The organism is Streptomyces cyaneofuscatus (assembly GCF_033109485.1).
Classification (GTDB): Bacteria; Actinomycetota; Actinomycetes; order Streptomycetales; family Streptomycetaceae; genus Streptomyces; species Streptomyces cyaneofuscatus.
Genome location: NZ_CP137002.1, coordinates 6,404,575 through 6,426,166, shown reverse-complemented (window position 1 = coordinate 6,426,166; position 21,592 = coordinate 6,404,575). Strand labels below are relative to the sequence as shown.

Sequence of the window (21,592 nt, the reverse complement as noted above, 5' to 3'; positions counted from 1 at the left end):
GTGCCCCTCAGTCCCACAGGCCCTGGATCCGCAGGATGCCCGCCACCAGGCACATCACGGAGCCGATCGACAGCAGCACGATGACGCCCTTGGGCATCCCCTGCTTGGCGAAGGAGTAGACGCCGCCGGCCAGGAAGAGGCCGACGACGATCAGGATGGTGTTGAGGCCGGTCACAGGGCGCCCTTCGTGGAGGGCAGGATGCCGGCGGCGCGCGGGTCGTGCTCGGAGGCGTACCGCAGGGCACGCGCGAGCGCCTTGAACTGGCACTCCACGATGTGGTGGGCGTTGCGCCCGTACGGCACGTGGATGTGCAGGGCGACCTGGGCCTGGGCGACGAAGGACTCGAAGATGTGGCGGGTCATCGTCGTGTCGTAGGTCCCGATCATCGGGGCCATGTTCTCCGGCTCGGTGTGCACCAGGTAGGGGCGGCCGGAGAGGTCGACGGTGACCTGGGCGAGCGACTCGTCCAGCGGGACGGTGCAGTTGCCGAAGCGGTAGATGCCGACCTTGTCACCGAGGGCCTGCTTGAAGGCGGCGCCGAGCGCGAGGGCGGTGTCCTCGATGGTGTGGTGGGTGTCGATGTGCAGGTCGCCCTCGGTCTTGACCGTGAGGTCGAAGAGGCCGTGGCGGCCGAGCTGGTCGAGCATGTGGTCGTAGAAGCCGACCCCGGTGGCGACATCGACCTTTCCGGTGCCGTCGAGGTTGATCTCGACGAGCACGGACGTTTCCTTCGTGGTGCGTTCCACGCGGCCTACGCGGGGGCTCATGCGTCGTGCTCCTTCTTGAGTTCGCGTACCGCATCGAGGAACGCGTCGTTCTCTGCCGGGGTGCCCGCGGTGACCCGCAGCCATCCCGGTACGCCGTTGTCCCGGACCAGGACGCCCCGGTCGAGGATGCTCTGCCAGACGGCGTGGCTGTCGTCGAAGCGGCCGAACTGGACGAAGTTGGCGTCCGAGTCGGTGACCTCGTAGCCGGTGGCGCGCAGCTCGGCCACCAGCCGGTCGCGCTCGCTCTTGAGCTGCGCGACGTACCCGAGCAGCGTATCGGTGTGCTCCAGGGCGGCGAGCGCGGTGGCCTGGGTGACGGAGGAGAGGTGGTACGGCAGCCGCACCAGCTGGACCGCGTCGACCACGGCCGGGTCGGCGGCGAGGTAGCCCAGGCGCAGCCCGGCGGCGCCGAACGCCTTGGACATGGTCCGCGAGACGATCAGGTTGCGGCGGCCCTCGATCAGCGGGAGCAGCGAGGGGTGGTGGCTGAACTCGCCGTACGCCTCGTCGACGACGACGATCGAGGGCCCGGCGGCCTGGGCGGCGTCGTACAGGGCGAGGACGGTGTCGGCGTTCACCGCGGTGCCGGTGGGGTTGTTGGGCGAGGTGATGAAGACGACCTCGGGGCGGTGTTCGGCGATGGCGGCGCGGGCGGCCTCGACGTCGATGGTGAAGTCGTCGTTGCGCGGCCCGGAGATCCAGCCGGTGCCGGTGCCCCGGGAGATCAGGGCGTGCATCGAGTACGACGGTTCGAAGCCGATCGCGGTGCGGCCGGGCCCGCCGAAGGTCTGGAGGAGCTGCTGAAGGACCTCGTTGGAGCCGTTGGCCGCCCAGACGTGGGCCGCCGTGACCTCGTGCCCGGCGGTCCGGGTGAGGTAGCGGGCCAGCTCGGTGCGGAGCTCGACGGCGTCCCGGTCGGGGTAGCGGTTGAGGCCGCGGGCGGCCTCGCGGACCCGCTCGGCGATGCGATCGACCAGGGCTTCGGGGAGCGGGTAGGGGTTCTCGTTGGTGTTGAGGCGTACGGGGACGTCGAGCTGGGGCGCGCCGTACGGGGACTGGCCGCGCAGCTCGTCGCGGATGGGGAGCTCGTCCCAGGGGTTACGGGGGGTGGTGCTGCCGTTCGTCACTGCTGCGGGACCTTCCAGCCGAACCTTGCCTTGAGCGCTGCGCCGTGGGCGGGGAGGTCCTCCGCCTCGGCGAGGGTCACCACATGGTGGGTGACCTCGGCGAGCGCGTCGCGGGTGTAGTCGACGATGTGGATGCCGCGCAGGAAGGACTGCACGGAGAGGCCCGAGGAGTGGCAGGCGCAGCCGCCGGTGGGCAGGACGTGGTTGGAGCCGGCGCAGTAGTCGCCGAGCGAGACCGGCGACCAGGGGCCGACGAAGATCGCTCCGGCGTTGCGGACCCGGTCGGCGACGGCGGCGGCGTCGGCGGTCTGGATCTCCAGGTGCTCGGCGCCGTACGCGTCGACGACCTTGAGGCCGTCCTCGATCGAGGAGACCAGCACGATCGCGGACTGGCGGCCGGCCAGCGCGGGCTCGATGCGGTCCTTGATGTGCTTGGTCGCGGCGACCTGAGGGGCCAGCTCCGCCTCGGTGGCGGCGGCCAGCTCCTCGGAGTCGGTGACCAGGACGGCGGCGGCCATCGGGTCGTGCTCGGCCTGGCTGATCAGGTCGGCGGCGACGTGCACCGGGTCGGCGGTGGTGTCGGCGAGGATCGCGATCTCGGTGGGCCCGGCCTCGGCGTCGATGCCGATGCGGCCCTTGAGGAGGCGCTTGGCGGCGGCGACGTAGATGTTGCCGGGGCCGGTGACCAGGTTGACCGGGAGGCAGTCCTCGGTGCCGTACGCGAACATCGCGACGGCCTGGGCGCCGCCCGCCGCGTACACCTCGTCCACGCCGAGCAGGGCGCAGGCGGCGAGGATCGTCGGGTGCGGGAGGCCGTCGAAGTCCTTCTGCGGCGGAGAGGCCACCGTGATGCCCTCGACGCCCGCCTCCTGGGCCGGGACGACGTTCATCACGACGGAGGAGGGGTAGACCGAGCGGCCGCCGGGGACGTAGAGCCCCACGCGCTCGACGGGGACCCACTTCTCGGTGACGGTGCCGCCGGGGACGACCTGGGTGGTGTGCGTGGTGCGGCGCTGCTCGCGGTGGACGAGGCGGGCGCGGCGGATCGACTCCTCCAGCGCGGCGCGCACGGCCGGGTCCAGCTCCTCCAGCGCCTGCTTCAGCGCCTCGGCGGGCACACGGACCGACGAGATCCGGACACCGTCGAGCTTCTCCCCCCACTCGATCACTGCCGCGGAGCCGCGATGGCGTACGTCCTCGCAGATGGGCCGCACCGTCTCCAGGGCGGCTTCCACGTCGAACTCGGCACGGGGCAGCAGGTCGCGCAGGGCAGCACCCTCGGGGAGGGTGTCGCCGCGCAGATCGATTCGAGAGATCACACCGCAATTCTCGCAGACCGCTCGGGACGCCCGGTCGCCCGTATCACTGGCTGATACATGTCTCGGCCAACTCGGGCCGTGCCCGCTGTCACTGCTGCCCGATAGCTTTCACGGCGTCACACAGAGGGAAGGACACGACTACAGCATGTGTGCACGGAGGGAGCGGCCGTGACCGAGCCGCACGAAGGCGATATCCCGGACGGGCTCAGCGCAGCGGAGCTGGGCATGTGGCAGTCCTTCCGGAACGGGACGACCTACGACTTACGTACGTACGACTCCGCCCGCAACGATCCGTTCGGCCCGCACTCCTGGGGGCCCGAGCGGAGTGTCGGCGCGCGGACGGTGGCGCGGCTGCTGCTGAGTGGGCCGCCGGCGCGGCCGGGCCGGGTGGCGGCGCTGAAGCTCCGGGGGGTGCGGATCACCGGGAAGCTGGATCTGGCGGGCGGGCGGGTCTCGCCGTACGTGGAGCTGACGGGGTGCCGTTTCGAGCAGGAGGTGGTGCTCCCGGAGTGCCACTTCACGACGTTGCGGATGGTGGGCTGTCTGCTGCCCCGGCTGGAGGCGGCCCGGCTGCACACGGAGGGCGATCTGCATCTGCCGCGCTGCCGGATCGACCGGGGCATCCGGCTCACCGACGCCCAGATCGGCACGGACCTCCTGATCAACCAGCTCAGCGTGGGGCCCGACCGGCACGGCCGGGCCTTCGTCGGGGACGGCATGTCGGTCGCCCAGGACCTCCAGGCCGAGATGATCGAGACGCACGGGGAGCTGAGCCTGCGCGGGGCGAAGGTGGGCGGTTCGCTGAGCCTGCGGGGCAGCCATCTGCGGGCGGCGGAGGACCGGCGCGCGTTGAACGCACCGCAGCTGACGGTGGAGCGCACGCTCTACATGACCGAGGCGTGGGTGAGCGTCGACACCGGGAACCAGGGCACGACTCCCCCGTACGGCGTGGTCTACGCGCCGACCCCGGCGCGCGGGACCCGGTCGCAGATCTTCGAGTGCAAGGGCGGGGTGCGGCTGGACGACGGGCGGTTCGGGGACGCGGTGGACCTGCACAAGGCCCGGTTCTCGATGACCCGGCAGGAGGAGCTGTCGCTGCGCCGGATCGTCACGCCGGAGCTGCGGTTCAACGCGGAGCGGCCGGAGGAGGGCCGGGTCGTGCTGAACGGGGCGAAGGTGGTGACCCTGATCGACCTGTCGACCAGCTGGCCGGGGCCCGGCGGTCTGGCGATGGGCGGTTTCGTCTACGAGAACCTCGTCCCGTACGGCCACTTCCCGCTCTCGCGGCGGCTGGAGTGGGTGCTGGCTGCGACCCCGGAGTACGTCCCCGAGCCGTACGAGCGGCTCGCGACGGTGCTGCGCGGCAGCGGGGAGGACTCGGACGCGCGGGAGGTGCTGCTGGCCAAGCAGCGCCGCCGCCGGGAGACGCTGCCGCCCGCCGCGAAGGCGTGGGGGTTCCTCCAGGACTGGACGGTGGCGTACGGGTACCGGCCGGGGCGGGCGCTGGTGTGGATGGCGGTGCTGTGGGCGGCGGGCACGGCGGCCTTCTCGCGGTATGACCCGTTGACGATCAAGAACGACGAGTCGCCGCTGTGGAATCCGGCGCTCTACGCGCTGGACCTCCTCATCCCCGTGGTCAACCTCGGCCAGGACGGTTACTGGCGGATGGAGGGCGGCTGGCAGTGGGCGGCGGCCGCTCTGGTGCTCGTGGGGTGGATATTGGCCACGACGGTGGCCGCGGGAGCCTCCCGGCTGCTGCGCAGGGGCTGACCGAAACGGCAGTTCGAACCGGGTGAGGGTGGCCTGGACCGGCGGTTCCGAGGGGTGCGCGGGGCCGCTGTGACGCCGGTGACGAGGTGCCTGGAGGGTCATTTTCAAGCCACTGCCGGACATTTCCTTTGCCCTTTCTTGACCCGGCCGGATACAACCCATCCACTCGGCACAGAAGCTTCACAGCGCACCCCTGGCGCGGCCCTCACCAGGGCTTTTCAATGGTCTGCACCATGGCCTTCCTTCGCGCTCTGCTCAGTACCGCGCGCATGATCCGGCACAGCCCTCCGCTGTCCGCCGGACTGCCCGCGGATGACGCCGTGCTGCTCGACGCCCCCGACGAGCGGCTGTCCCCGGCGCTGGTGGCCGCTGCCCTCGGCGACCCCGAACCGGCCGCCAAGCTGCTCGCCACCACCCGGGACTCCGCCGACTGGGAGAACCGCGACCGCTATCTCGGCCGGCTCGTCACCTTCGCCCGCCACCGGGACGGCTGGCTCACCGACTGGCTGGCCGCCGCCCCGCGCGACCCGGACGCCCTGCTGGTCAAGGCGGAGCTCGCGGTCCGCCGGGCCTGGGAGTCGCCCGCCCGCGCGGAACGGCTCCACGAGGTCGGCCCGCTGATCACCGCCGCCGCCGAGGCGGACCCGCGCGACCCGGTCCCCTGGCGGCTCGCCCTGGACCACGCCCGCGGCAGCCACGCCACGCACACCGCCTTCGAGTCGCTGTGGGAACAGGCGATACGGCGCTCCGCGCACCACTACGGCTGCCATGTGGCGGCGCTGCGGTACCTCTCGGCCGCCTGGTACGGCTCGCACCGCGAGTGCTTCGACTTCGCCGAGCGGGCCGCCGAGGACGCCGTACCCCACTCCCTGGTGCAGGCCCTCCCGGTCCGGGCGGCCTTCGCCCTCCTCCTGGACACCCAGGCGCTCGGCCGCACCACCTCCGTACTGGAGGAGCGGATCGACGCGGCGGCCGACGCGGCCATCCGGCTGTCGGCCGCCTACCGGCCCGGCGACCCGTGGCCCGCCGAGGTCCGCAACCTCCTCGCGTACGTGCTCCTCGCCCGGGGGCGCTGGGCCGAGGCGCTGGAGCAGTTCACGCTGATCGGGCAGCACGCGACGTCGTTCCCGTGGTCCTCGGTCTCCGACGACGCCCTGGGCCGGTTCCTCGACGCACGGGACGGCGCACGGCTCCAGGTGGCCTCCGTGACCCCCTTGCGGAACCGGGCCGACCGCGGACGTCCGCGCGGCCATTACGCTTGAGCGTTGTGACCACCGCCCGTCTCCCCCTTTTCCCGCTCAACACGGTGCTGTTCCCCGGCCTCGTGCTGCCGCTCAACGTCTTCGAGGAGCGGTATCGCGCCATGATGCGGGAGCTGCTGAAGAGCGACGAGGACGAACCTCGCCGCTTCGTCGTGGTCGCGATCCGCGACGGCCGCGAGACCGCGGTGACGGGCACCGGCATGCCGGACCCCGTCGCCTCCGCACCCCCCGCCGAGCGCGCGCCCGCCGAGGGCTTCGGCCCCGACCCCATCCAGACCTTCCACCGGGTCGGCTGCATCGCCGACGCGGCGACCATCCATGAGCGCCCGGACGGCAGCTTCGAGGTCCTGGCCACCGGCACCACCCGGGTCAGGCTGCTCTCGATCGACGCGAGCGGCCCGTATCTGAGCGCCGAGGTCGAGGAGGTCGCCGAGGAGCCGCCCGCCGAGGACGAGGCCGACGAGGCCGGAGCCCTGGCGGAGGGCGTCCTGCGGGCGTTCCGCGCCTACCAGAAGCGGCTGGCGGGAGCGACCGAACGCTCACTCGCCACCGGCTCCGAGCTGCCCGACGACCCCTCGGTGGTCTCCTACCTGGTCGCGGCGGCCACCGTCCTGGACGTCCCCACCAAGCAGCGCCTCCTCCAGGCCCCGGACACCGCGACGCGCCTGCGCGAGGAGCTGACGCTGCTGCGCCGGGAGACTGCGGTCATCCGCCACCTGCCCTCGCTCCCCGCGCCGGACCTGACCCGCGCCCCTACCCACCCCAACTGAACAAGGATTCCGTACCGGTGGCGAAGAAGCCGAAGAAGCAGTCGGGCGGCACCCCCGCCACGGTCGCCCTGACCGCGGCGGGCACCGCCTTCACGCTCCGCCCCTACGACCACGACCCGGCCTCCACCTCCTACGGCGAGGAGGCCGCCGAGGCCCTGGGCATCTCCCCCGACCGGGTCTTCAAGACCCTGGTCGCGGACGTCGACGGCGAGCTGACGGTCGCGGTCGTCCCGGTGGCCGGCTCCCTGGACCTCAAGGCCCTGGCGTCCGCGGTGGGCGGCAAGCGCGCCACGATGGCGGACCCGGCGGCCGCAGAACGCACCACGGGCTACGTCCGGGGCGGCATCTCCCCCCTGGGCCAGCGCAGACGCCTGCGTACGGTGCTGGACGCGTCGGCCCGGACGCACACCACGATCTGCGTCTCGGCGGGCCGCCGGGGCCTGCAGGTGGAGCTGGCGGCGCCGGATCTGGCGGAGCTGACGGGGGCGGTGTTCGCGGAGATCGGCCGGGGCCACTTGTAGCCCCGGCCGGGGCTATTCATAGCCCCTCCGGCGCTTGAGGAGCGGGGTCCGGGGGCGGAGCCCCGAAACCAGCCCGTCCGGCGCTTGAGGACAAAGGGGCCCGGGGCGGAGCCCCGGTATCGGGAAGGGGCGGGGAGGGGAACAGCCCGCCGCAGGCGCCCCCACCCGCGCCGCTACGACGCCCCCGAACCCCCACCCGGCGCCGGCGGCACATCAGGCCCCGGCTTCCCGTAATAGGACGTCCACCCCTCCCCCACCCAAGCCGGCTCAGGCTCCCGCACCCCGAACGCCGCCGTCAGCAGGACATGCACGGCCAGCGCCACGAACGACCACACCAGCACCGCCACCACCACCGCGTGCAGCTCCAGCGGCGCGTCGAAGACGACCCCCTTGCCGACCTCCCGCGCCCGGGCCACCACGTCGGAGGACGGCCCCAGCCAGATCCCCACCCGCCAGGCCAGCAGCGAGCCGAGCACCCCGCCCAGCGCGAGTCCCACCACGACGAGGACACCGCCCCGCCGCAGCCGCCAGGCGACGACGGCCGCCGACAGCACGCCGAACACGGCCGCCAGCAGGACGAACGTTCCGTCCGCCCCGATCGCCTCCTCGCCCTCGCTGTTCTGCAGGAAGACGGCACTGCCGTCGGAGACCAGGGGAACGCGGGGCGCCAGCCACAGCCACAGCAGCCCGAGCGCGATACCGGCGAGCGCCACGAGCACCAGGACCACGGCGGCCTGACGGAGCTCCGTCGCCGTGTCCGGGTCGTCGGGCGAGCCGTACGCGGGCGCGAGGTGGGAGCCCGAGGGCGGGTTCTGCCACGGATCGTGCGGGTTCGGCTGGTGAGGCGGCGTCAGAGGTGCGGTCACCGTGCCATCGTGCCAGGCCACCCTGTGCGGCGCCTCACCGGCTGCCGCACCCGTGCGTACGGGGCACGCCACCGGCGTACGACACGCCCCTACCGCACCGCCGCCCGCCGGTACGCCCACGTGGCGACCGCCAGCGACAGCACCCCCACCACCGCGCAGACCGCGAGGAAGAGGCCGATCATGCCCCAGTCCGGCGAGGCGTCGAAGGAGCGGGCCAGCGCCTCCACCCCGTACGTCGAGGGCAGCAGGTCCCGCGCCCACCCCACCGGCTCCGGCAGCCGGTCGGCCGGCAGCACCCCGAGCAGCAGGGCCGCGGACATGCCCAGCTGCCCCAGCAGCGTGGCCAGCTCCTGGCGCGGCGCGAGCAGCCCGAGAGCCGCCCCCAGACCGGCCAGGGCGGCGCCGGAGAGCGGGATGACGGCGACCAGGACCCACAGATGGGTCATCGGGAGCTGGAACAGCACGCTCCCGGTGATCGCCGTGAAGACCGTGCCGGGCACGGTGAACGAGGCGTACGCGGCCGCCGCCCCCAGCACCACCGCGGCGGGCGGCACCGGCAGGGTGGCGTAGTGGTCGAGCCCGCCGCCGGCCCGTAGCTGGCCGAAGTACTGGGCGAGCAGGTTGAGCGCGACGAACGCCACCACCAGCACGCTGGAGCCGGCGACCACCGCACGCGCCTCGGCCCCGCCGTCGACGACGCCCCGCATCAGGACCATGATCCCGACGGACTGGAAGGTCGCCACGAAGAGCAGCGGGATCCGGGCGACCCGGGCCCGGGAGAGCTGGGCGCGGTAGACGGCGGCCAGCGAGGGCAGCAGTCGGGCGCGCGGCGCGAGCGGGGCGGGCACGGTCCGCGCGGCGGAGCCGGTGGGCCGGGGCAGGGACCGGGGCCGCGAGGGTGCGGTCCGGGCCGGAATGATGCTCGTCACCTGAGGCCGCTCCCCTTACACCCGTCCAGTACATCCACCGCGCCCACCACTACGTACGGTGCCTGCGCCCCGTTCAGCGCCCCGCGTCCCCGGATCCTCACGCCTTCACCAGCCCTTTGCTCGCATTGGCCGCGTCCCCGCCGAGCGCCAGGTACACATCTTCCAGGCTGGGTGTGGCCAGGGTGAAATCGTCGAGCGCGGCGAAGGCCGCGCCGCCCGTCACCGCGGCGACCGCGGCCCGGGCCTCGTCGGGGCTGAGCCGCAGCACCCAGCGCCGCCCGGACTCCTGGGCGGACGGGCGCAGCGCGGCGACCTCCGGGACGTCCAGCGGGGCCCGCTCGCGCCACATGAGCTCGACGCGGACCTCGCCGGCGACCTTCTCCTTGAGCCCGGAGGGGGTGTCGCAGGCGATGACCCGGCCGCGCTCCAGGACGGCGACCCGGTCGAGGACGGTCTCGGCCTCGATGACGTTGTGGGTGACCAGCAGGACGGTGGCGCCGCGTTCGGCCCGGCGGCGGTCGACGGCGGCCCAGACGGCCCGCCGGGCCACCGGGTCCATGCCGGTCGTCGGTTCGTCCAGGACCAGTACGGGCCGGTCCCCGACGAGGGTGGCGGCGAAGCAGGCGAGCCTGCGCTGTCCGCCGGAGAGCTTCTTCAGGGGCCGCCCGGCCAGCTCGGTGAGGCCGAGCTCCTCCAGTACGGCGTCGCGTTCGGCGCGGGCCTCGCGGACGTGGAGGCCGCGCAGCCGGCCGGTGGTCTCGGCGGCCAGGGAGACCGTCAGCTCGTCCAGGGCGGTGGATTCCTGCCCGAGGTAGCCGATCAGCCGGGAGGCCCGCTCGGGGTGGCGTACGAGGTCGTGGCCGAGGACTTCGACGGAGCCGGAGTCGGGGCGCATCAGCCCGGTGAGCTGGCGGACGAGGGTGGACTTGCCGGCGCCGTTGGGGCCGAGCAGTCCGAAGATCTCGCCGCGCTCGACATCGAGGCTGATCCCGTCGGTGGCGCGCACCTCGGGGGTGGCGGGCGCGCCGCGGCGGCCCCGGACGGCGGGATAGGTCTTGACGAGGTCACGCACCGCGCACACGGTGCCGGTGTCGCTCTGCGCCTGTGCTGTGCCCGTACTCACGAGGTACGAGGGTACGGGGTCACACGCCCCGGTTTGCGTCCGGGGCCGTCACGCGTCGCGGAGCCCGTCACGAGCGGCGGGAGACGCCCGGCACGGCCCGGGGGAACGCCCTACTCCCCGGCGGGCACGTGCTCCGCCGCCGCCCGCACGTCGATCTCGCGCCAGAACCCGGCCCGGATCGCATAGCGGTCGTGCTCGTCGATCTGGTCGTCCTTGTGGGCGAGGAGCCCGAAGCGGGCCGCGTACCGCAGGAGTTCGCCGTCGATGCGGTGCGGGATGCGCGGGTACATGGTGGAGAGCTTCTGGAGGTGGACGGTCTCCGGGAGCCGTTCCATCCAGCGCCGGGCGAAGACCTGGCCGACCTCGAAGGGGTCGCCGCCGACGGTGGTGATGTCCTCCTCCCGGTCGGCCCAGCGCTGTTCGGCGCTGGTGACCTGGGCGAGGGTCGGCAGGGAGGCGGTCTCGGCGGGTTCGCCGAGGGGGCCGCCGCGCTCGACCCAGCCCTTGTCGGAGGACCAGCGCAGGGTCGCGTTGGCGGGGGTCGCGTTCTGGGCGGCCGTCCGGTCGGGGTGGGTGGCGTGGGCGCGGAGGGCGGCGAGGTCCTTGGGGGTGGGGACGCCCTTGTGGCCGGGGGCGGCCGGGGGCTCGGAGGGGCCGGGCTCGGCGGGCGCGGCGGGCCCGGTGCGGGCGGCGGCCTGGGCCGCCTGGGCCGCTTCGGAGGCCCGCTCGGCGGAGGCGGCGAGGGCGGCCTCCGGCAGTGGCGCGGAGAGGATGGCGGCGATCTCGGGGCGCGGGGCGGGCGGCGGGGGGCAGCTGCCGCCGGTGTCCTTGGCGCGGACGGCCTTGGTGATCCAGGCCCGGTCGAGGACGCGGCGTTCGTCCGCCTCGGCGACGAGGTCCTCGGACTGGTTGTAGTCGCCGTCGGCGGCCTGGACGGCCCACAGGTGGACGGCGACGCCGTGCTCCTTGGCGGACATGAGCCCCGGCAGCAGATCGCCGTCACCGGTCACCAGGACCACGTCCGAGCAGGCCCGGTTCCTGGCCAGCTCGGTGAGCTCGGCGTGCATGGCGGCGTCCACGCCCTTCTGCGCCCAGCGTCCGTCGCTGCGGGTCAGGGCTCCCAGCCGTACGGTCACCCGGGGCATCACCCGGAGCCTGCGGTGCTCGGGCTGGGGCACCCGGTCGGGGGCGCCGTCGAACCAGTAGATCCGCAGCAGCGGCTGCTGCGTATCGGCCTCGGCCCGCTCGCGCAGCCCCTGGATGAGGGCCGCGTGGTCGACGGTGATGCGGGAACGGGCGGGCTCTCCGGCCAGCAGACTCGCGGCTGCGCCCAGCAAGTAGCCGGCGTCCACCAGGACGACGCAACGGTCCACGCGTTCCACCCTCTTCCAGGAATTCGGGAACGGTTCAGCGGCCCGCCCCTCGATGACCGGGTCCGCTTACCCAGGGTTTCCTTCGAGTCTGCCCGACCGCACAAGGGTTAACGGCCGGAACTCGATCATCGGCGTGGCGAATCGGGAAAGGGCTGGAAAAGGTCTGGGGCGGAGGGCGGGGACGACCGTCACTGCGGATACCGCTACGCACGGTAATGATCCAACATGCACGGTTTGCGGCGCTATGTGAGTCTGACGATGGTCCTGGCCCCCCAGGATTCCCCACAGGAGGCATTCACCATGGCCAAGAACAAGAACCGCAAGCAGGGCAGCCAGCACGATCGCGCGTCCGCGTCGGAGCGTAGCGCCGAGCAGGCCAAGTCGACGGCGTACGAGTCGCAGACCCAGCCGCAGACGCAGTCCCAGGGCAGCCCGTCCGACGTGGCGCGCAAGCACCAGCGGCGCTTCGGTCACAACTGACGCGTCGGCCGCTCGCGGTCATGCACGAGAGGGGCGTCCCGCACGGTGCGGGACGCCCCTCTCGTCTCTACGGGACGGCTCAGCCGGCCAGGCAGGACGGCCCGAGCAGCACCTTCAGATCGCCGAAGAGGGCCGAATCGGCCTTGACCCGGTGCCGGTCCAGCCGCAGGACGGTGGTCTTGCGGGGGCCCTGGAGCTTGATGCGTACCTCGGTGTCGCCCCGGTGGTGGCTGAGCACCTCGCCGAGGCGCGTGACCATCGGCGGGGTGATCTTCACGGTGGGGATGGTGAGGACGACCGGGGCGTTGGTCCCGGCGTTGGAGATGTCGGGGACCTGCATCTCCATGGCGACCAGCCGGGGCACGTCCTCGCGCTTGTCGAGCCGTCCCTTGACGAAGACGACGGTGTCCTCCACGAGCTGGGTGGAGACCAGCTGGTAGGTGGCGGGGAAGAACATGCACTCGATGGAGCCGGCCAGGTCCTCCACGGTGGCGATGGCCCAGGCGTTGCCCTGCTTGGTCATCTTGCGCTGGAGACCGGAGATGATGCCGCCGACGGTGACGATCGAGCCGTCGCTGTAGTCGCCGCCCATCAGCTGGGAGATCGAGGCGTCGGCCTTGTCGGACAGCACGTGCTCCAGGCCGAAGAGCGGGTGGTCGGAGACGTACAGGCCGAGCATCTCCCGCTCCTGGGCGAGCAGGTAGGCCTTCTCCCACTCGACGTCGGAGAACTCCACGTCCAGGCCGAAGCCCGGCTCGTCGCTCTCCTCCTCGCCCATGCCGCCGAAGAGGTCGAACTGTCCCTCGGCCTCCTTGCGCTTGACCTGCACCACGTTGTCGATCATCGGCTCGTGGTGGGCGACGAGCCCCTTGCGGGTGTGGCCCATCTCGTCGAAGGCGCCGGCCTTGATCAGCGATTCGACGGTGCGCTTGTTGCAGACGACCGCCTCGACCTTGTCGAGGAAGTCGGGGAAGGTGCTGTACTTCCCCTTGGCCTTGCGGGAGCGGATGATCGAGTCGACGACGTTCTGGCCTACGTTGCGGATGGCGGTCAGGCCGAAGAGGATCACGTCGTCGCCCTGGGCGGCGAAGTTGGACAGCGACTCGTTGACGTTGGGCGGGAGCACCTTGATGCCCATGCGGCGGCACTCGTTGAGGTAGACCGCGGACTTGTCCTTGTCGTCCTTGACCGAGGTCAGCAGGGCAGCCATGTACTCGGCGGGGTAGTTCGCCTTGAGGTAGGCGGTCCAGTAGGTGACCAGGCCGTACGCCGAGGAGTGCGCCTTGTTGAATGCGTACCCGGCGAACGGCACCAGGACGTCCCACAGCGCCTTGATCGCCGCGTCGGAGAAGCCCTTCTCCTTGGCGCCCTTCTCGAAGAGGACGAAGTTCTTCGCCAGCTCCTCGGGCTTCTTCTTGCCCATCACGCGGCGCAGGATGTCGGCCTCGCCGAGCGAGTACCCGGCGACGATCTGGGCGGCCTTCTGGACCTGCTCCTGGTAGACGATCAGGCCGTAGGTGAGGCCGAGGACCTCCTTGAGGGGCTCCTCCAGCTCCGGGTGGATCGGGGTGATCTCCTGGCGGCCGTTCTTGCGCTCCGCGTAGTTCGTGTGCGAGTTCATGCCCATCGGGCCCGGCCGGTAGAGGGCCGAGACGGCGGAGATGTCCTCGAAGTTGTCGGGCTGCATCTGGCGGAGCAGGGAGCGCATCGGCCCGCCGTCGAACTGGAAGACGCCGAGCGTGTCACCGCGGCAGAGCAGTTCGTACGTCTTGGGGTCGTCCAGCGGCAGGGCGAGCATCTCCAGGTCGATGCCCTTGTTGGACTTCACCATCTTGATGGCGTCGTCCATGATCGTCAGGTTGCGCAGGCCGAGGAAGTCCATCTTCAGCAGGCCGAGCGACTCGCACTGCGGGTAGTCCCACTGCGTGATGGTGACGCCGTCGGTGTGCCGGACCCAGACGGGGGCGTGGTCGACGATCGGCTCGCTGGACATGATGACGCCGGCGGCGTGCACGCCCATCTGCCGGACCAGGCCCTCGACACCCTTTGCCGTGTCGATGACCTTCTTGACGTCCGCTTCGTTCTCGTACATCCCCCGGATCTCGCCCGCCTCGCTGTAGCGCGGGTGCTTGGGGTCGGTGATGCCGTTGAGGTCGATGCCCTTGCCGAGGACGTCGGCGGGCATCGCCTTGGTGAGGCGGTCGCCCATGGCGTACGGGTAGCCCAGCACCCGGGCCGAGTCCTTGATGGCGTTCTTCGCCTTGATCTTGCCGTAGGTGCCGATCATGGCGACCTTGTCGGCGCCGTACTTCTCGGTGACGTACCGGATCACCTCGACGCGCCTACGCTCGTCGAAGTCGATGTCGACATCGGGCATGGAGACGCGCTCGGGGTTGAGGAACCGCTCGAAGATCAGCCCGTGCTCGATCGGGTCGAGGTCGGTGATGCCCATGGCGTACGACACGATCGAACCGGCCGCCGAACCACGGCCGGGGCCCACCGCGATGCCGTTGTTCTTGGCCCACATGATGAAGTCCGCGACGACCAGGAAGTACCCCGGGAACCCCATCTGGATGATGATGTCCATCTCGTACTCGACCTGCTTCTGCCGGTCGTCGGGCACACCGTTCGGGAAGCGGCGCTGCATGCCCTTGCGCACTTCCTCCTGGAACCAGGTGATCTCCGTGAAGCCGTCCGGGATCTCGAACTTCGGCATGAGGTTCTTCGCCTCGAACATGCCGGTGGTGTCGATCTGCTGGGCGACCAGCAGGGTGTTGGCGCACCCCTGCTGCCAGGCGTCGGAGGAGTCGACGGCGTACATCTCGTCCGTCGTCTTCAGGTAGTAGCCGGTGCCGTCGAAGCGGAAGCGGTCCGGGTCCGAGAGGTTCTTGCCCGTCTGGATGCAGAGCAGGGCGTCGTGGGCGGTGGCCTCGTGCGCGTACGTGTAGTGGGAGTCGTTGGTGACCAGCGGCGGGATGTCCAGCTTCTTGCCGATCTCCAGCAGCCCGTCACGGACCCGGCGCTCGATCTCGATGCCGTGGTCCATCAGCTCCAGGAAGTACTTGTCGGCCCCGAAGATGTCCTTGTAGTCGGAGGCCGCCTGCACCGCCTCGTCGAACTGGCCGAGCCGCAGCCGGGTCTGCACCTCGCCGGAGGGGCAGCCGGTGGAGGCGATGAGCCCCTCCGACCACTGGGAGATGGTCTCCTTGTCCATGCGGGGCCACTTCTGGAGCCAGCCCTCGGCGTACGCGTCGGAGGAGAGCCGGAAGAGGTTGTGCAGCCCGGTCTTGTTGGACGCCCAGATCGTCTTGTGGGTGTAACCACCGGATCCGGACACATCGTCGCGCTTCTGGTGCGGCTGTCCCCACTGCACCTTGCGCTTGTGCTTGCGCGACTCCGGGGCGACGTACGCCTCGATGCCGATGATCGGCGTGACGTCCGCCTTCTTGGCCGAGTGGAAGAAGTCGTAGGCCCCGTGGAGGTTGCCGTGGTCGGTCATCGCGATGTGCGTCATGCCCATCTCGTTGGCCGCCTCGAACATGTCCTTGAGCCGCGCCGCACCGTCCAGCAGCGAGTACTGGGTATGAACGTGCAGGTGCGTGAAGGGCGGCTTGGTCACGGCGTCGGGCCTCCGGGAAGTCGGGCGATGACGGACGGGGGGACAGCGTGGAAGTCTACGACGTGACGGAGTCGGACGACGGGCACTCCCGGCTTCCGCCGAGCGTTGGAGAGGGCGGGGCGGGTGTCCGTTTTGTCATGCACTCCGTCACACGCACCGGGTTCCCCGGCAGGCACGCCAACGACAGCAGGAGGCAGCAAGAGATGTCGGAAACGCAGACCGGCGCAGCGCAGCGCGGGGAACAGATTCTCGCCGTTTTCGACACCGCCTTCGGGGAGCTGCTGGCCGCCGATCCCGCCGCTTTCCGGGTCAAGTTCCGCAAGATGGCGGGCTCGGCCTTCGCCTTCTACCGGGGCACGGCCTGCCTGTTCTACACCGACCTGGAGCGGGAGCAGAGCGGCGGCCCGTATCTGGACGAGCGCACCGGCCGGGTCTGGATCCACGGTGATCTCCACGCGGAGAATTTCGGCACCTACATGGACGCCAACGGCCGCCTCGTCTTCAACGTCAACGATTTCGACGAGGCATACGTGGGCCCCTTCACCTGGGACCTGAAGCGGTTCGCCGCCTCCGTGGCGCTGATCGGGTACGCCAAGGCGCTGTCCGACGAGCAGATCACCGACCTGGTCCGGGTCTTCGCCGCGGCCTACCGGGAGCGGATCCACGCGCTGGCGACGGGCGCGAAGAACGACGAGGTGCCGCCCTTCACGCTGGACACCGCTCAGGGCCCGCTGCTGGACGCGCTGCGCGCCGCCCGCTCGCTGACCCGCTTCTCGCTGCTGGACTCGATGACGGTGATCCGGGACTTCGAGCGCCGGTTCGCGGACGGCGGCGGCGCGATCGACCTGGACGCCGCCACGCGGTACAAGGTGCTGGCCGCGTTCGACGGCTATCTGGAGACGCTGCCGGAGTCGAGCCTGACCCGCCCCGACTCCTACCGGGTCAAGGACGTGGTGGGCCGCCGGGGCATCGGCATCGGATCGGCCGGGCTGCCCTCGTACAACATCCTCCTGGAGGGCAACAGCGACGCCCTGGAGAACGATGTGGTGATCTACCTCAAGCAGGCGCAGACCCCGGCGGTCTCCCGGCACATCACGGACGCCGCCGTGCGGGACTACTTCCAGCACGAGGGGCACCGCACGGTGATCTCGCAGCGGGCGCTCCAGGCGCACGCGGACCCGTGGCTGGGCTGGACCGAGCTGGACGGCGCGGGCCAGCTGGTCGCCGAGGTCTCGCCGTACGCGGTCGATCTGGACTGGTCCGAGATCGACGAGGTGGGCGAGATCGCGGCGGTCGTCGCGGACCTCGGCCGGGCGACGGCCACCATGCACGCGGCGGCGGACGACGAGAGCGGCCACTCGCTGGTGCCGTTCTCCACGGAGCGGGCGATCGACGCGGCCATCGCGGCCGACGAGGAGGGGTTCGGCGAGTTGCTGGTCGATTTCGCCCACAGCTACGGGGCCCGGGCCCGCGCGGACCACCAGATCTTCGTGGACCTCTTCCGCAACGGCCGGATCCCCGGCCTGTAGGCGCCGGCAGCCGGCCGTGCCGTGACTCTCAGCTTCTTTAAGGTCCGCTTACCTCCGCACATGACACACTTTCCGACGATGGACATCTCAGGTACGCAGCTCAGGGTGGTGCGCGCGGCGCTTTTCGCCGCGCTCGTCGTCACCCTGTCCACGGCGTCCCACGTGCTGCTCTCCGGGGTCCCGCTGCCGCTGGCCGCCGTCGCGCTCCTCGCGGCGGTCGTCTTCGGCATGGCGTACGCGCTGGCCGGCCGGGAGCGCGGCTTCGGCGCCATCGCGGGGCTGCTCGTCCCGCTGGAGCTGGCGGCCGACACGCTCTTCACCACCGGCCAGCACCTCTGTTACGGGGCGGCCGGCGGGCCCATCGCGGGCCCGCTGCGCTCGGTCGGCTTCGACGTGCTCTGCGGGGGCGGCGAGGTCGGCGCGACCGGGGCACGGATCGCGGGCGTCGGCACGGTGGGCACCCCGCTCGCCGGGATGACCGGTACGGGCGACCGCGCGGCGGCCCTGCTGGCGCAGCCGGGTCCGGCCGTGCCGTGGCTGCTGCTCGCCGCCCATGTGGCCGTCGGGCTGCTCGCCGCCGCCTGGCTGCGGCGCGGCGAGGCGGCGCTGGCGGGGCTGGTGCGCACGGCGGCCCTGGTGGCGTTCCGGCCGCTGCTCACCGCGGTCGCCGTGGTGAGCGGCACCGTCCGGTCCGCTCCCCGTCTCCCCCGCGCAGCCGGGCGCGTGCACCCGCTCTCCCCGGCCCGCTTCCCCGTGCACTCCGTGGGACGGAGGGGGCCGCCGCTCACCGCGTACGCCACCGCTGCCTGAGGGCAGGACGGCCGGCGCCGGGCAGCACCCTTCCACTCCCCACGCATCCACGGAGAACACCACCATGAGCAAGCGCAACACCCAGCAGAACAAGGCAGCGGCCCGTGAGCGGCTGCGCGCCGAGCGCGAGGCGCAGGCCAAGAAGGACCGGACCCGCAAGCAGCTCGTCGTCGGCGTCTCGGTCGTCGCGGCCCTCGCCGTCATCGGCGGTATCAGCTACGGCGTGATGCAGCTGAACAAGCCCTCCGCCTGGGACGCCGCCGCCGACGCGAAGAACGTCACAGCGCCGAGGAACACCTCCGGCAAGGACGGCACCACCGTGGTGATCGGCAAGTCCGACGCCAAGAAGACCCTGGAGCTGTACGAGGACTCCCGCTGCCCGGTCTGCGCCACGTTCGAGCAGGGCGTCGGCGAGACCGTCACGAAGGACGTCGACGCCGGCAAGTACAAGGTCAAGTACGTCGGTGCGACCTTCATCGACAACGTCGACAACGGTGAGGGCTCCAAGAACGCCCTGAGCGCGCTCGGCGCCGCGCTGAACGTGAGCCCCGAGGCGTTCATGGAGTACAAGGCCGCGCTGTACTCCGCGAAGTTCCACCCGGAGGAGAGCGAGGACAAGTTCGCCAAGGACAGCTACCTCATCGAGGTCGCCGACTCGGTGGACGCGCTGAAGGGGAACAAGGCCTTCCAGAAGGACGTCGAGGACGGTACGTACGACGCCTGGGCGATGAAGATGTCCGACGCGTTCGGCAAGAGCGGGGTGGAGGGCACGCCCACGCTGAAGATGGACGGCAAGAAGGTCACCACCGAGGGCAGCGACAACGCCCCGATGACGGCGGCCGAGTTCACGGCGGCGGTGGACAAGGCGCTGAAGGCGTAACGCCTCCAGAGCTGCCGGGCCGGGCGGCGGCCCCGACTGTCCGCCCGCCTCCGGGCGGCCCCCGACCGGCGGGCCACCTCCCGGCGACCGTTTCCCGACGGGCGGGCGAACTTCCTCCGTTCGCCCGCCCGTTCGCTGTACGCGCCCGTAGGGTGATCGGCCGTGACCAGTCGACACATACCCTCGCTGAGCCGCCGCACGGTCGTCCGGGCCGCCGCCGCGACCGCCGCCGCCGTCCCCGTACTCGCCACCTCGACCATCACCTCCGCCACTGCCGGCTCTCAGGTGGCGGCGCCCGCCTTCCTGCACGGCGTCGCCTCCGGTGACCCGCTGCCCGACGGGGTCCTGCTGTGGACCCGCGTCACCCCCGAGCCCGGCGCGGAGCCCGGTTCGGGGCGCGGGGCCGATACCCCGGTGCGCTGGGAGGTCGCGGAGGACCGGGAGTTCACCGTGCCGGCCGGGAGCGGTACGACGCTCGCCTCGGCCGCCTCCGACCACACGGTCAAGGCCGACGTCCGCGGACTGCGCCCGGCCACCACGTACTACTTCCGCTTCACGGCGGGCGGCGAGGCAGGCGGGGCCGGCGAGGGCGCCGAGGTCCGCTCCCCCGTAGGCCGCACCCGCACCGCGCCCGCCACCGGGGCGAGCGTGGCGGGGCTCCGCTTCGGCGTGGTGTCCTGCGCCAACTGGGAGGCGGGCTGGTTCTCCGCGTACCGCCATCTCGCCGCCCGCGGCGACCTGGACGCGGTGCTGCACCTGGGCGACTACCTGTACGAGTACGCGACCGGCGGCTACCCGACCCAGGGCGCGGCCCTGCGGGAGCACCGGCCCGCCCACGAGATCCTGAACCTGGCCGACTACCGCCTGCGGCACGGCACCTACAAGACCGACACCGACCTCCAGGCGCTGCACGCCGCCCACCCGGTCATCGCGATCTGGGACGACCACGAGTTCGCCAACGACGCCTGGTCGGGCGGGGCGCAGAACCACACCCCGGGTACGGAGGGGGCGTGGGCGGAGCGGGTGGCGGCGGCCAAGCAGGCGTACTTCGAGTGGATGCCGGTCCGCGCCTCCACCGAGGGGACCGTCCACCGGCGGCTGCGGTTCGGGCGGCTGGCCGATCTGCACCTGCTGGACCTGCGGAGCTTCCGTTCCGAGCAGGCGTCCATCGGCAACGGCTCGGTGGACGACCCGGAGCGTACGATCACCGGCCGGGCGCAGCTGGACTGGCTGAAGGCGGGTCTGGCCGGGTCGGACGCGGTGTGGAAGCTGGTGGGGACGTCGGTGATGATCTCGCCGGTCGCCTTCGGGGCTCTCCCCGCCCATCTGCTGGGGCCGCTCACCGGGCTGCTGGGGCTGCCGAAGGAGGGGCTGGCGTTCAGCGTCGACCAGTGGGACGGGTACACCGACGACCGCAAGGAGCTGATCGGGCATCTGCGGGACCGGGGGATCCGCGACACGGTGTTCCTGACCGGCGACGTCCACATGGCCTGGGCCAGTGAGGTGCCGGTGAAGGCGGCGACGTATCCGCTGTCGCCCTCGGCGGCGACGGAGTTCGTCGTCACGTCGGTGACCTCGGACAACCTGGACGACATCCTGCGGGTCGCGCCGCAGACCGTGTCGACGGTCGCGTCGGCGGCCGTCCGTACCGCCAACCGCCATGTGAAGTGGGTGGACATGGACTCGCACGGCTACGGCGTCCTGGACGTCACCGCCGAGCGCTCGCAGATGGACTACTACGTGCTGTCCGACAAGACGGCCCAGGACGCCACCTCCGCCTGGGTCCGCTCCTACCGGACGCGCCGGGGCACCCAGAAGGTCGAGCGGGTGGACCGCCCGGTGCGGTGAGAGAGCTCTACAGCGTGGCCAGGAAGCCGAGCGCGACCTTCCAGGTCTGCTCGGCGGCCGCCTGGTCGTAGTCGTGGAGGTCGGGGTCGGTGAACAGGTGGCCGGCCCCGGGGTAGCGGTAGATCTCCACGTCCGCGCCGGTCCGCTGCATCTGGAGGTACCAGCTGTTCAGCCAGTCGTGGGACTCGAAGGGGTCCGGGTCCGCGACGTGCAGCTGGACCGGAAGCTCGTCCACCGTGGCGTTCTCGGCGATGTCCGAGGTGCCGTGGAGGAGCAGCAGCCCGCGCGCCTTCGCGTCGCCGAGCGCCAGGGTCTGCGCGGTCGCCGCCCCGAGGGAGAACCCGGCGTAGACGAGCCCCTGGTCGGAGTAGGGCGCGGCGGCCAGCACCGCGCGCTTCAGCAGCTCCTCCTTGCCGACCTCCTCCTTGAAGGCAATGCCCTCTTCCACCGTGTCGAAGGTGTGCCCCTCGAAAAGATCGGGCACGCGCACCACGTGGCCGGCGTCCCTCAGACGCGCGGCCGCGGCGTGCACTGCGGGCGTGAGCCCGTAGGTCGAGTGGAAAAGCATGATGTTCATGAGGCCCATGGTGCCAGTTGC

19 protein-coding genes are annotated in these 21,592 nt (G+C 71.6%); 9 read left to right on the top strand and 10 right to left on the bottom strand.

Translation table 11 applies throughout. The annotated features are described in order from the left end of the window. Positions 1-7: 7 nt before the first annotated feature. From R2B67_RS28275 to hisD, 4 genes are read right to left on the bottom strand one after another with little or no spacing between them, the layout of a single operon-like run. Positions 8-175, bottom strand: a complete 168-nt coding sequence (locus tag R2B67_RS28275) for a CG2302 family histidine operon protein (protein WP_003969742.1) — start codon at positions 173-175, stop codon at positions 8-10. After that, positions 172-768: an imidazoleglycerol-phosphate dehydratase HisB gene (gene hisB, locus R2B67_RS28270; RefSeq protein WP_006123812.1), complete on the bottom strand. Its 597-nt coding sequence runs from the start codon at positions 766-768 to the stop codon at positions 172-174. Before hisB ends, R2B67_RS28275 begins: the two co-directional genes overlap by 4 nt. Then, the gene (locus R2B67_RS28265; RefSeq protein WP_317821986.1) at positions 765-1,895 is read right to left on the bottom strand and encodes a histidinol-phosphate transaminase; all 1,131 of its coding nucleotides are present in this window, start codon (positions 1,893-1,895) and stop codon (positions 765-767) included. The genes hisB and R2B67_RS28265 overlap by 4 nt, the downstream gene beginning before the upstream one ends. Further along, the gene (gene hisD / locus R2B67_RS28260) at positions 1,892-3,214 is read right to left on the bottom strand and encodes a histidinol dehydrogenase (RefSeq protein WP_317821984.1); all 1,323 of its coding nucleotides are present in this window, start codon (positions 3,212-3,214) and stop codon (positions 1,892-1,894) included. Before hisD ends, R2B67_RS28265 begins: the two co-directional genes overlap by 4 nt. A gap of 168 nt (positions 3,215-3,382) precedes the next feature. Here hisD and R2B67_RS28255 point away from each other — a divergent pair, with 168 nt between their 5' ends. The 4 genes from R2B67_RS28255 to ybaK all read left to right on the top strand — a co-directional run bounded on the left by R2B67_RS28255 (position 3,383) and on the right by ybaK (position 7,537). Continuing rightward, positions 3,383-4,984, top strand: coding sequence for a hypothetical protein (locus tag R2B67_RS28255; protein WP_018512028.1), 1,602 nt, complete (start codon positions 3,383-3,385; stop codon positions 4,982-4,984). 221 nt (positions 4,985-5,205) lie between these two features. Continuing rightward, positions 5,206-6,246: a hypothetical protein gene (locus tag R2B67_RS28250; protein WP_018512027.1), complete on the top strand. Its 1,041-nt coding sequence runs from the start codon at positions 5,206-5,208 to the stop codon at positions 6,244-6,246. Between the two features lie 5 nt (positions 6,247-6,251). Beyond that, complete coding sequence (locus R2B67_RS28245; RefSeq protein ID WP_018512026.1) at positions 6,252-7,016, top strand: LON peptidase substrate-binding domain-containing protein; 765 nt, start codon at positions 6,252-6,254, stop codon at positions 7,014-7,016. 17 nt (positions 7,017-7,033) lie between these two features. Next, positions 7,034-7,537, top strand: a complete 504-nt coding sequence (gene ybaK, locus R2B67_RS28240; RefSeq protein WP_317821980.1) for a Cys-tRNA(Pro) deacylase — start codon at positions 7,034-7,036, stop codon at positions 7,535-7,537. 173 nt (positions 7,538-7,710) lie between these two features. Here the strand turns inward: ybaK and R2B67_RS28235 are convergent, their stop codons facing one another. The 4 genes from R2B67_RS28235 to R2B67_RS28220 form a co-directional block, all read right to left on the bottom strand. Further along, entirely contained in the window at positions 7,711-8,424 is a 714-nt protein-coding gene (locus R2B67_RS28235) for an ABC transporter permease (protein ID WP_317821978.1), read from the bottom strand. Between the two features lie 68 nt (positions 8,425-8,492). Continuing rightward, the gene (locus tag R2B67_RS28230) at positions 8,493-9,332 is read right to left on the bottom strand and encodes an ABC transporter permease (protein WP_018512023.1); all 840 of its coding nucleotides are present in this window, start codon (positions 9,330-9,332) and stop codon (positions 8,493-8,495) included. A 97-nt stretch (positions 9,333-9,429) separates the two neighbouring features. Further along, positions 9,430-10,413, bottom strand: coding sequence for an ABC transporter ATP-binding protein (locus R2B67_RS28225; RefSeq protein ID WP_030564098.1), 984 nt, complete (start codon positions 10,411-10,413; stop codon positions 9,430-9,432). A gap of 152 nt (positions 10,414-10,565) precedes the next feature. After that, positions 10,566-11,837, bottom strand: coding sequence for an NYN domain-containing protein (locus R2B67_RS28220; protein WP_317821976.1), 1,272 nt, complete (start codon positions 11,835-11,837; stop codon positions 10,566-10,568). Positions 11,838-12,128: 291 nt separating this feature from the next. On the opposite strand from R2B67_RS28220, the gene R2B67_RS28215 reads away from it, so the two are divergent. Beyond that, the gene (locus R2B67_RS28215; RefSeq protein WP_026241484.1) at positions 12,129-12,308 is read left to right on the top strand and encodes a hypothetical protein; all 180 of its coding nucleotides are present in this window, start codon (positions 12,129-12,131) and stop codon (positions 12,306-12,308) included. Positions 12,309-12,387: 79 nt separating this feature from the next. On the opposite strand, the gene dnaE is transcribed toward R2B67_RS28215, so the two are convergent. Next, positions 12,388-15,927, bottom strand: coding sequence for a DNA polymerase III subunit alpha (gene dnaE, locus R2B67_RS28210; RefSeq protein ID WP_317821975.1), 3,540 nt, complete (start codon positions 15,925-15,927; stop codon positions 12,388-12,390). A gap of 203 nt (positions 15,928-16,130) precedes the next feature. Between dnaE and R2B67_RS28205 the strand changes: the two genes are divergently transcribed. The 4 genes from R2B67_RS28205 (at position 16,131) to R2B67_RS28190 (ending at position 20,994) form a co-directional block, all read left to right on the top strand. Then, a complete protein-coding gene (locus R2B67_RS28205) occupies positions 16,131-17,456 on the top strand; it encodes a DUF2252 domain-containing protein (protein ID WP_317821974.1) in 1,326 nt (441 codons plus the stop codon). 78 nt (positions 17,457-17,534) lie between these two features. Beyond that, on the top strand, positions 17,535-18,266 hold the full coding sequence (locus R2B67_RS28200; protein ID WP_317821973.1) for a hypothetical protein: 732 nt from the start codon (positions 17,535-17,537) through the stop codon (positions 18,264-18,266). A gap of 64 nt (positions 18,267-18,330) precedes the next feature. Next, positions 18,331-19,146 (top strand): DsbA family protein, encoded by an 816-nt coding sequence (locus tag R2B67_RS28195; protein WP_018512016.1) that lies wholly within the window; start codon positions 18,331-18,333, stop codon positions 19,144-19,146. Positions 19,147-19,308: 162 nt separating this feature from the next. Then, positions 19,309-20,994 carry an alkaline phosphatase D family protein gene (locus R2B67_RS28190; protein WP_317821972.1) on the top strand — a complete coding sequence of 562 codons (1,686 nt, stop codon included), beginning with the start codon at positions 19,309-19,311 and terminating at the stop codon, positions 20,992-20,994. A gap of 7 nt (positions 20,995-21,001) precedes the next feature. Here R2B67_RS28190 and R2B67_RS28185 read toward each other — a convergent pair whose 3' ends face one another. Next, a complete protein-coding gene (locus R2B67_RS28185; protein ID WP_317821971.1) occupies positions 21,002-21,580 on the bottom strand; it encodes a dienelactone hydrolase family protein in 579 nt (192 codons plus the stop codon). Positions 21,581-21,592: the final 12 nt, after the last annotated feature.

What these genes read in the sequence shown, in the direction of transcription:
- hisB (WP_006123812.1), bottom strand. Translation starts at nt 768, where the DNA reads ATGAGCCCCCGCGTAGGCCGCGTGGAACGCACCACGAAGGAAACGTCC.
- R2B67_RS28250 (WP_018512027.1), top strand. Translation starts at nt 5,206, where the DNA reads ATGGTCTGCACCATGGCCTTCCTTCGCGCTCTGCTCAGTACCGCGCGC.
- R2B67_RS28215 (WP_026241484.1), top strand. Translation starts at nt 12,129, where the DNA reads ATGGCCAAGAACAAGAACCGCAAGCAGGGCAGCCAGCACGATCGCGCG.
- R2B67_RS28205 (WP_317821974.1), top strand. Translation starts at nt 16,131, where the DNA reads ATGTCGGAAACGCAGACCGGCGCAGCGCAGCGCGGGGAACAGATTCTC.
- R2B67_RS28200 (WP_317821973.1), top strand. Translation starts at nt 17,535, where the DNA reads ATGGACATCTCAGGTACGCAGCTCAGGGTGGTGCGCGCGGCGCTTTTC.
- R2B67_RS28195 (WP_018512016.1), top strand. Translation starts at nt 18,331, where the DNA reads ATGAGCAAGCGCAACACCCAGCAGAACAAGGCAGCGGCCCGTGAGCGG.
- R2B67_RS28185 (WP_317821971.1), bottom strand. Translation starts at nt 21,580, where the DNA reads ATGGGCCTCATGAACATCATGCTTTTCCACTCGACCTACGGGCTCACG.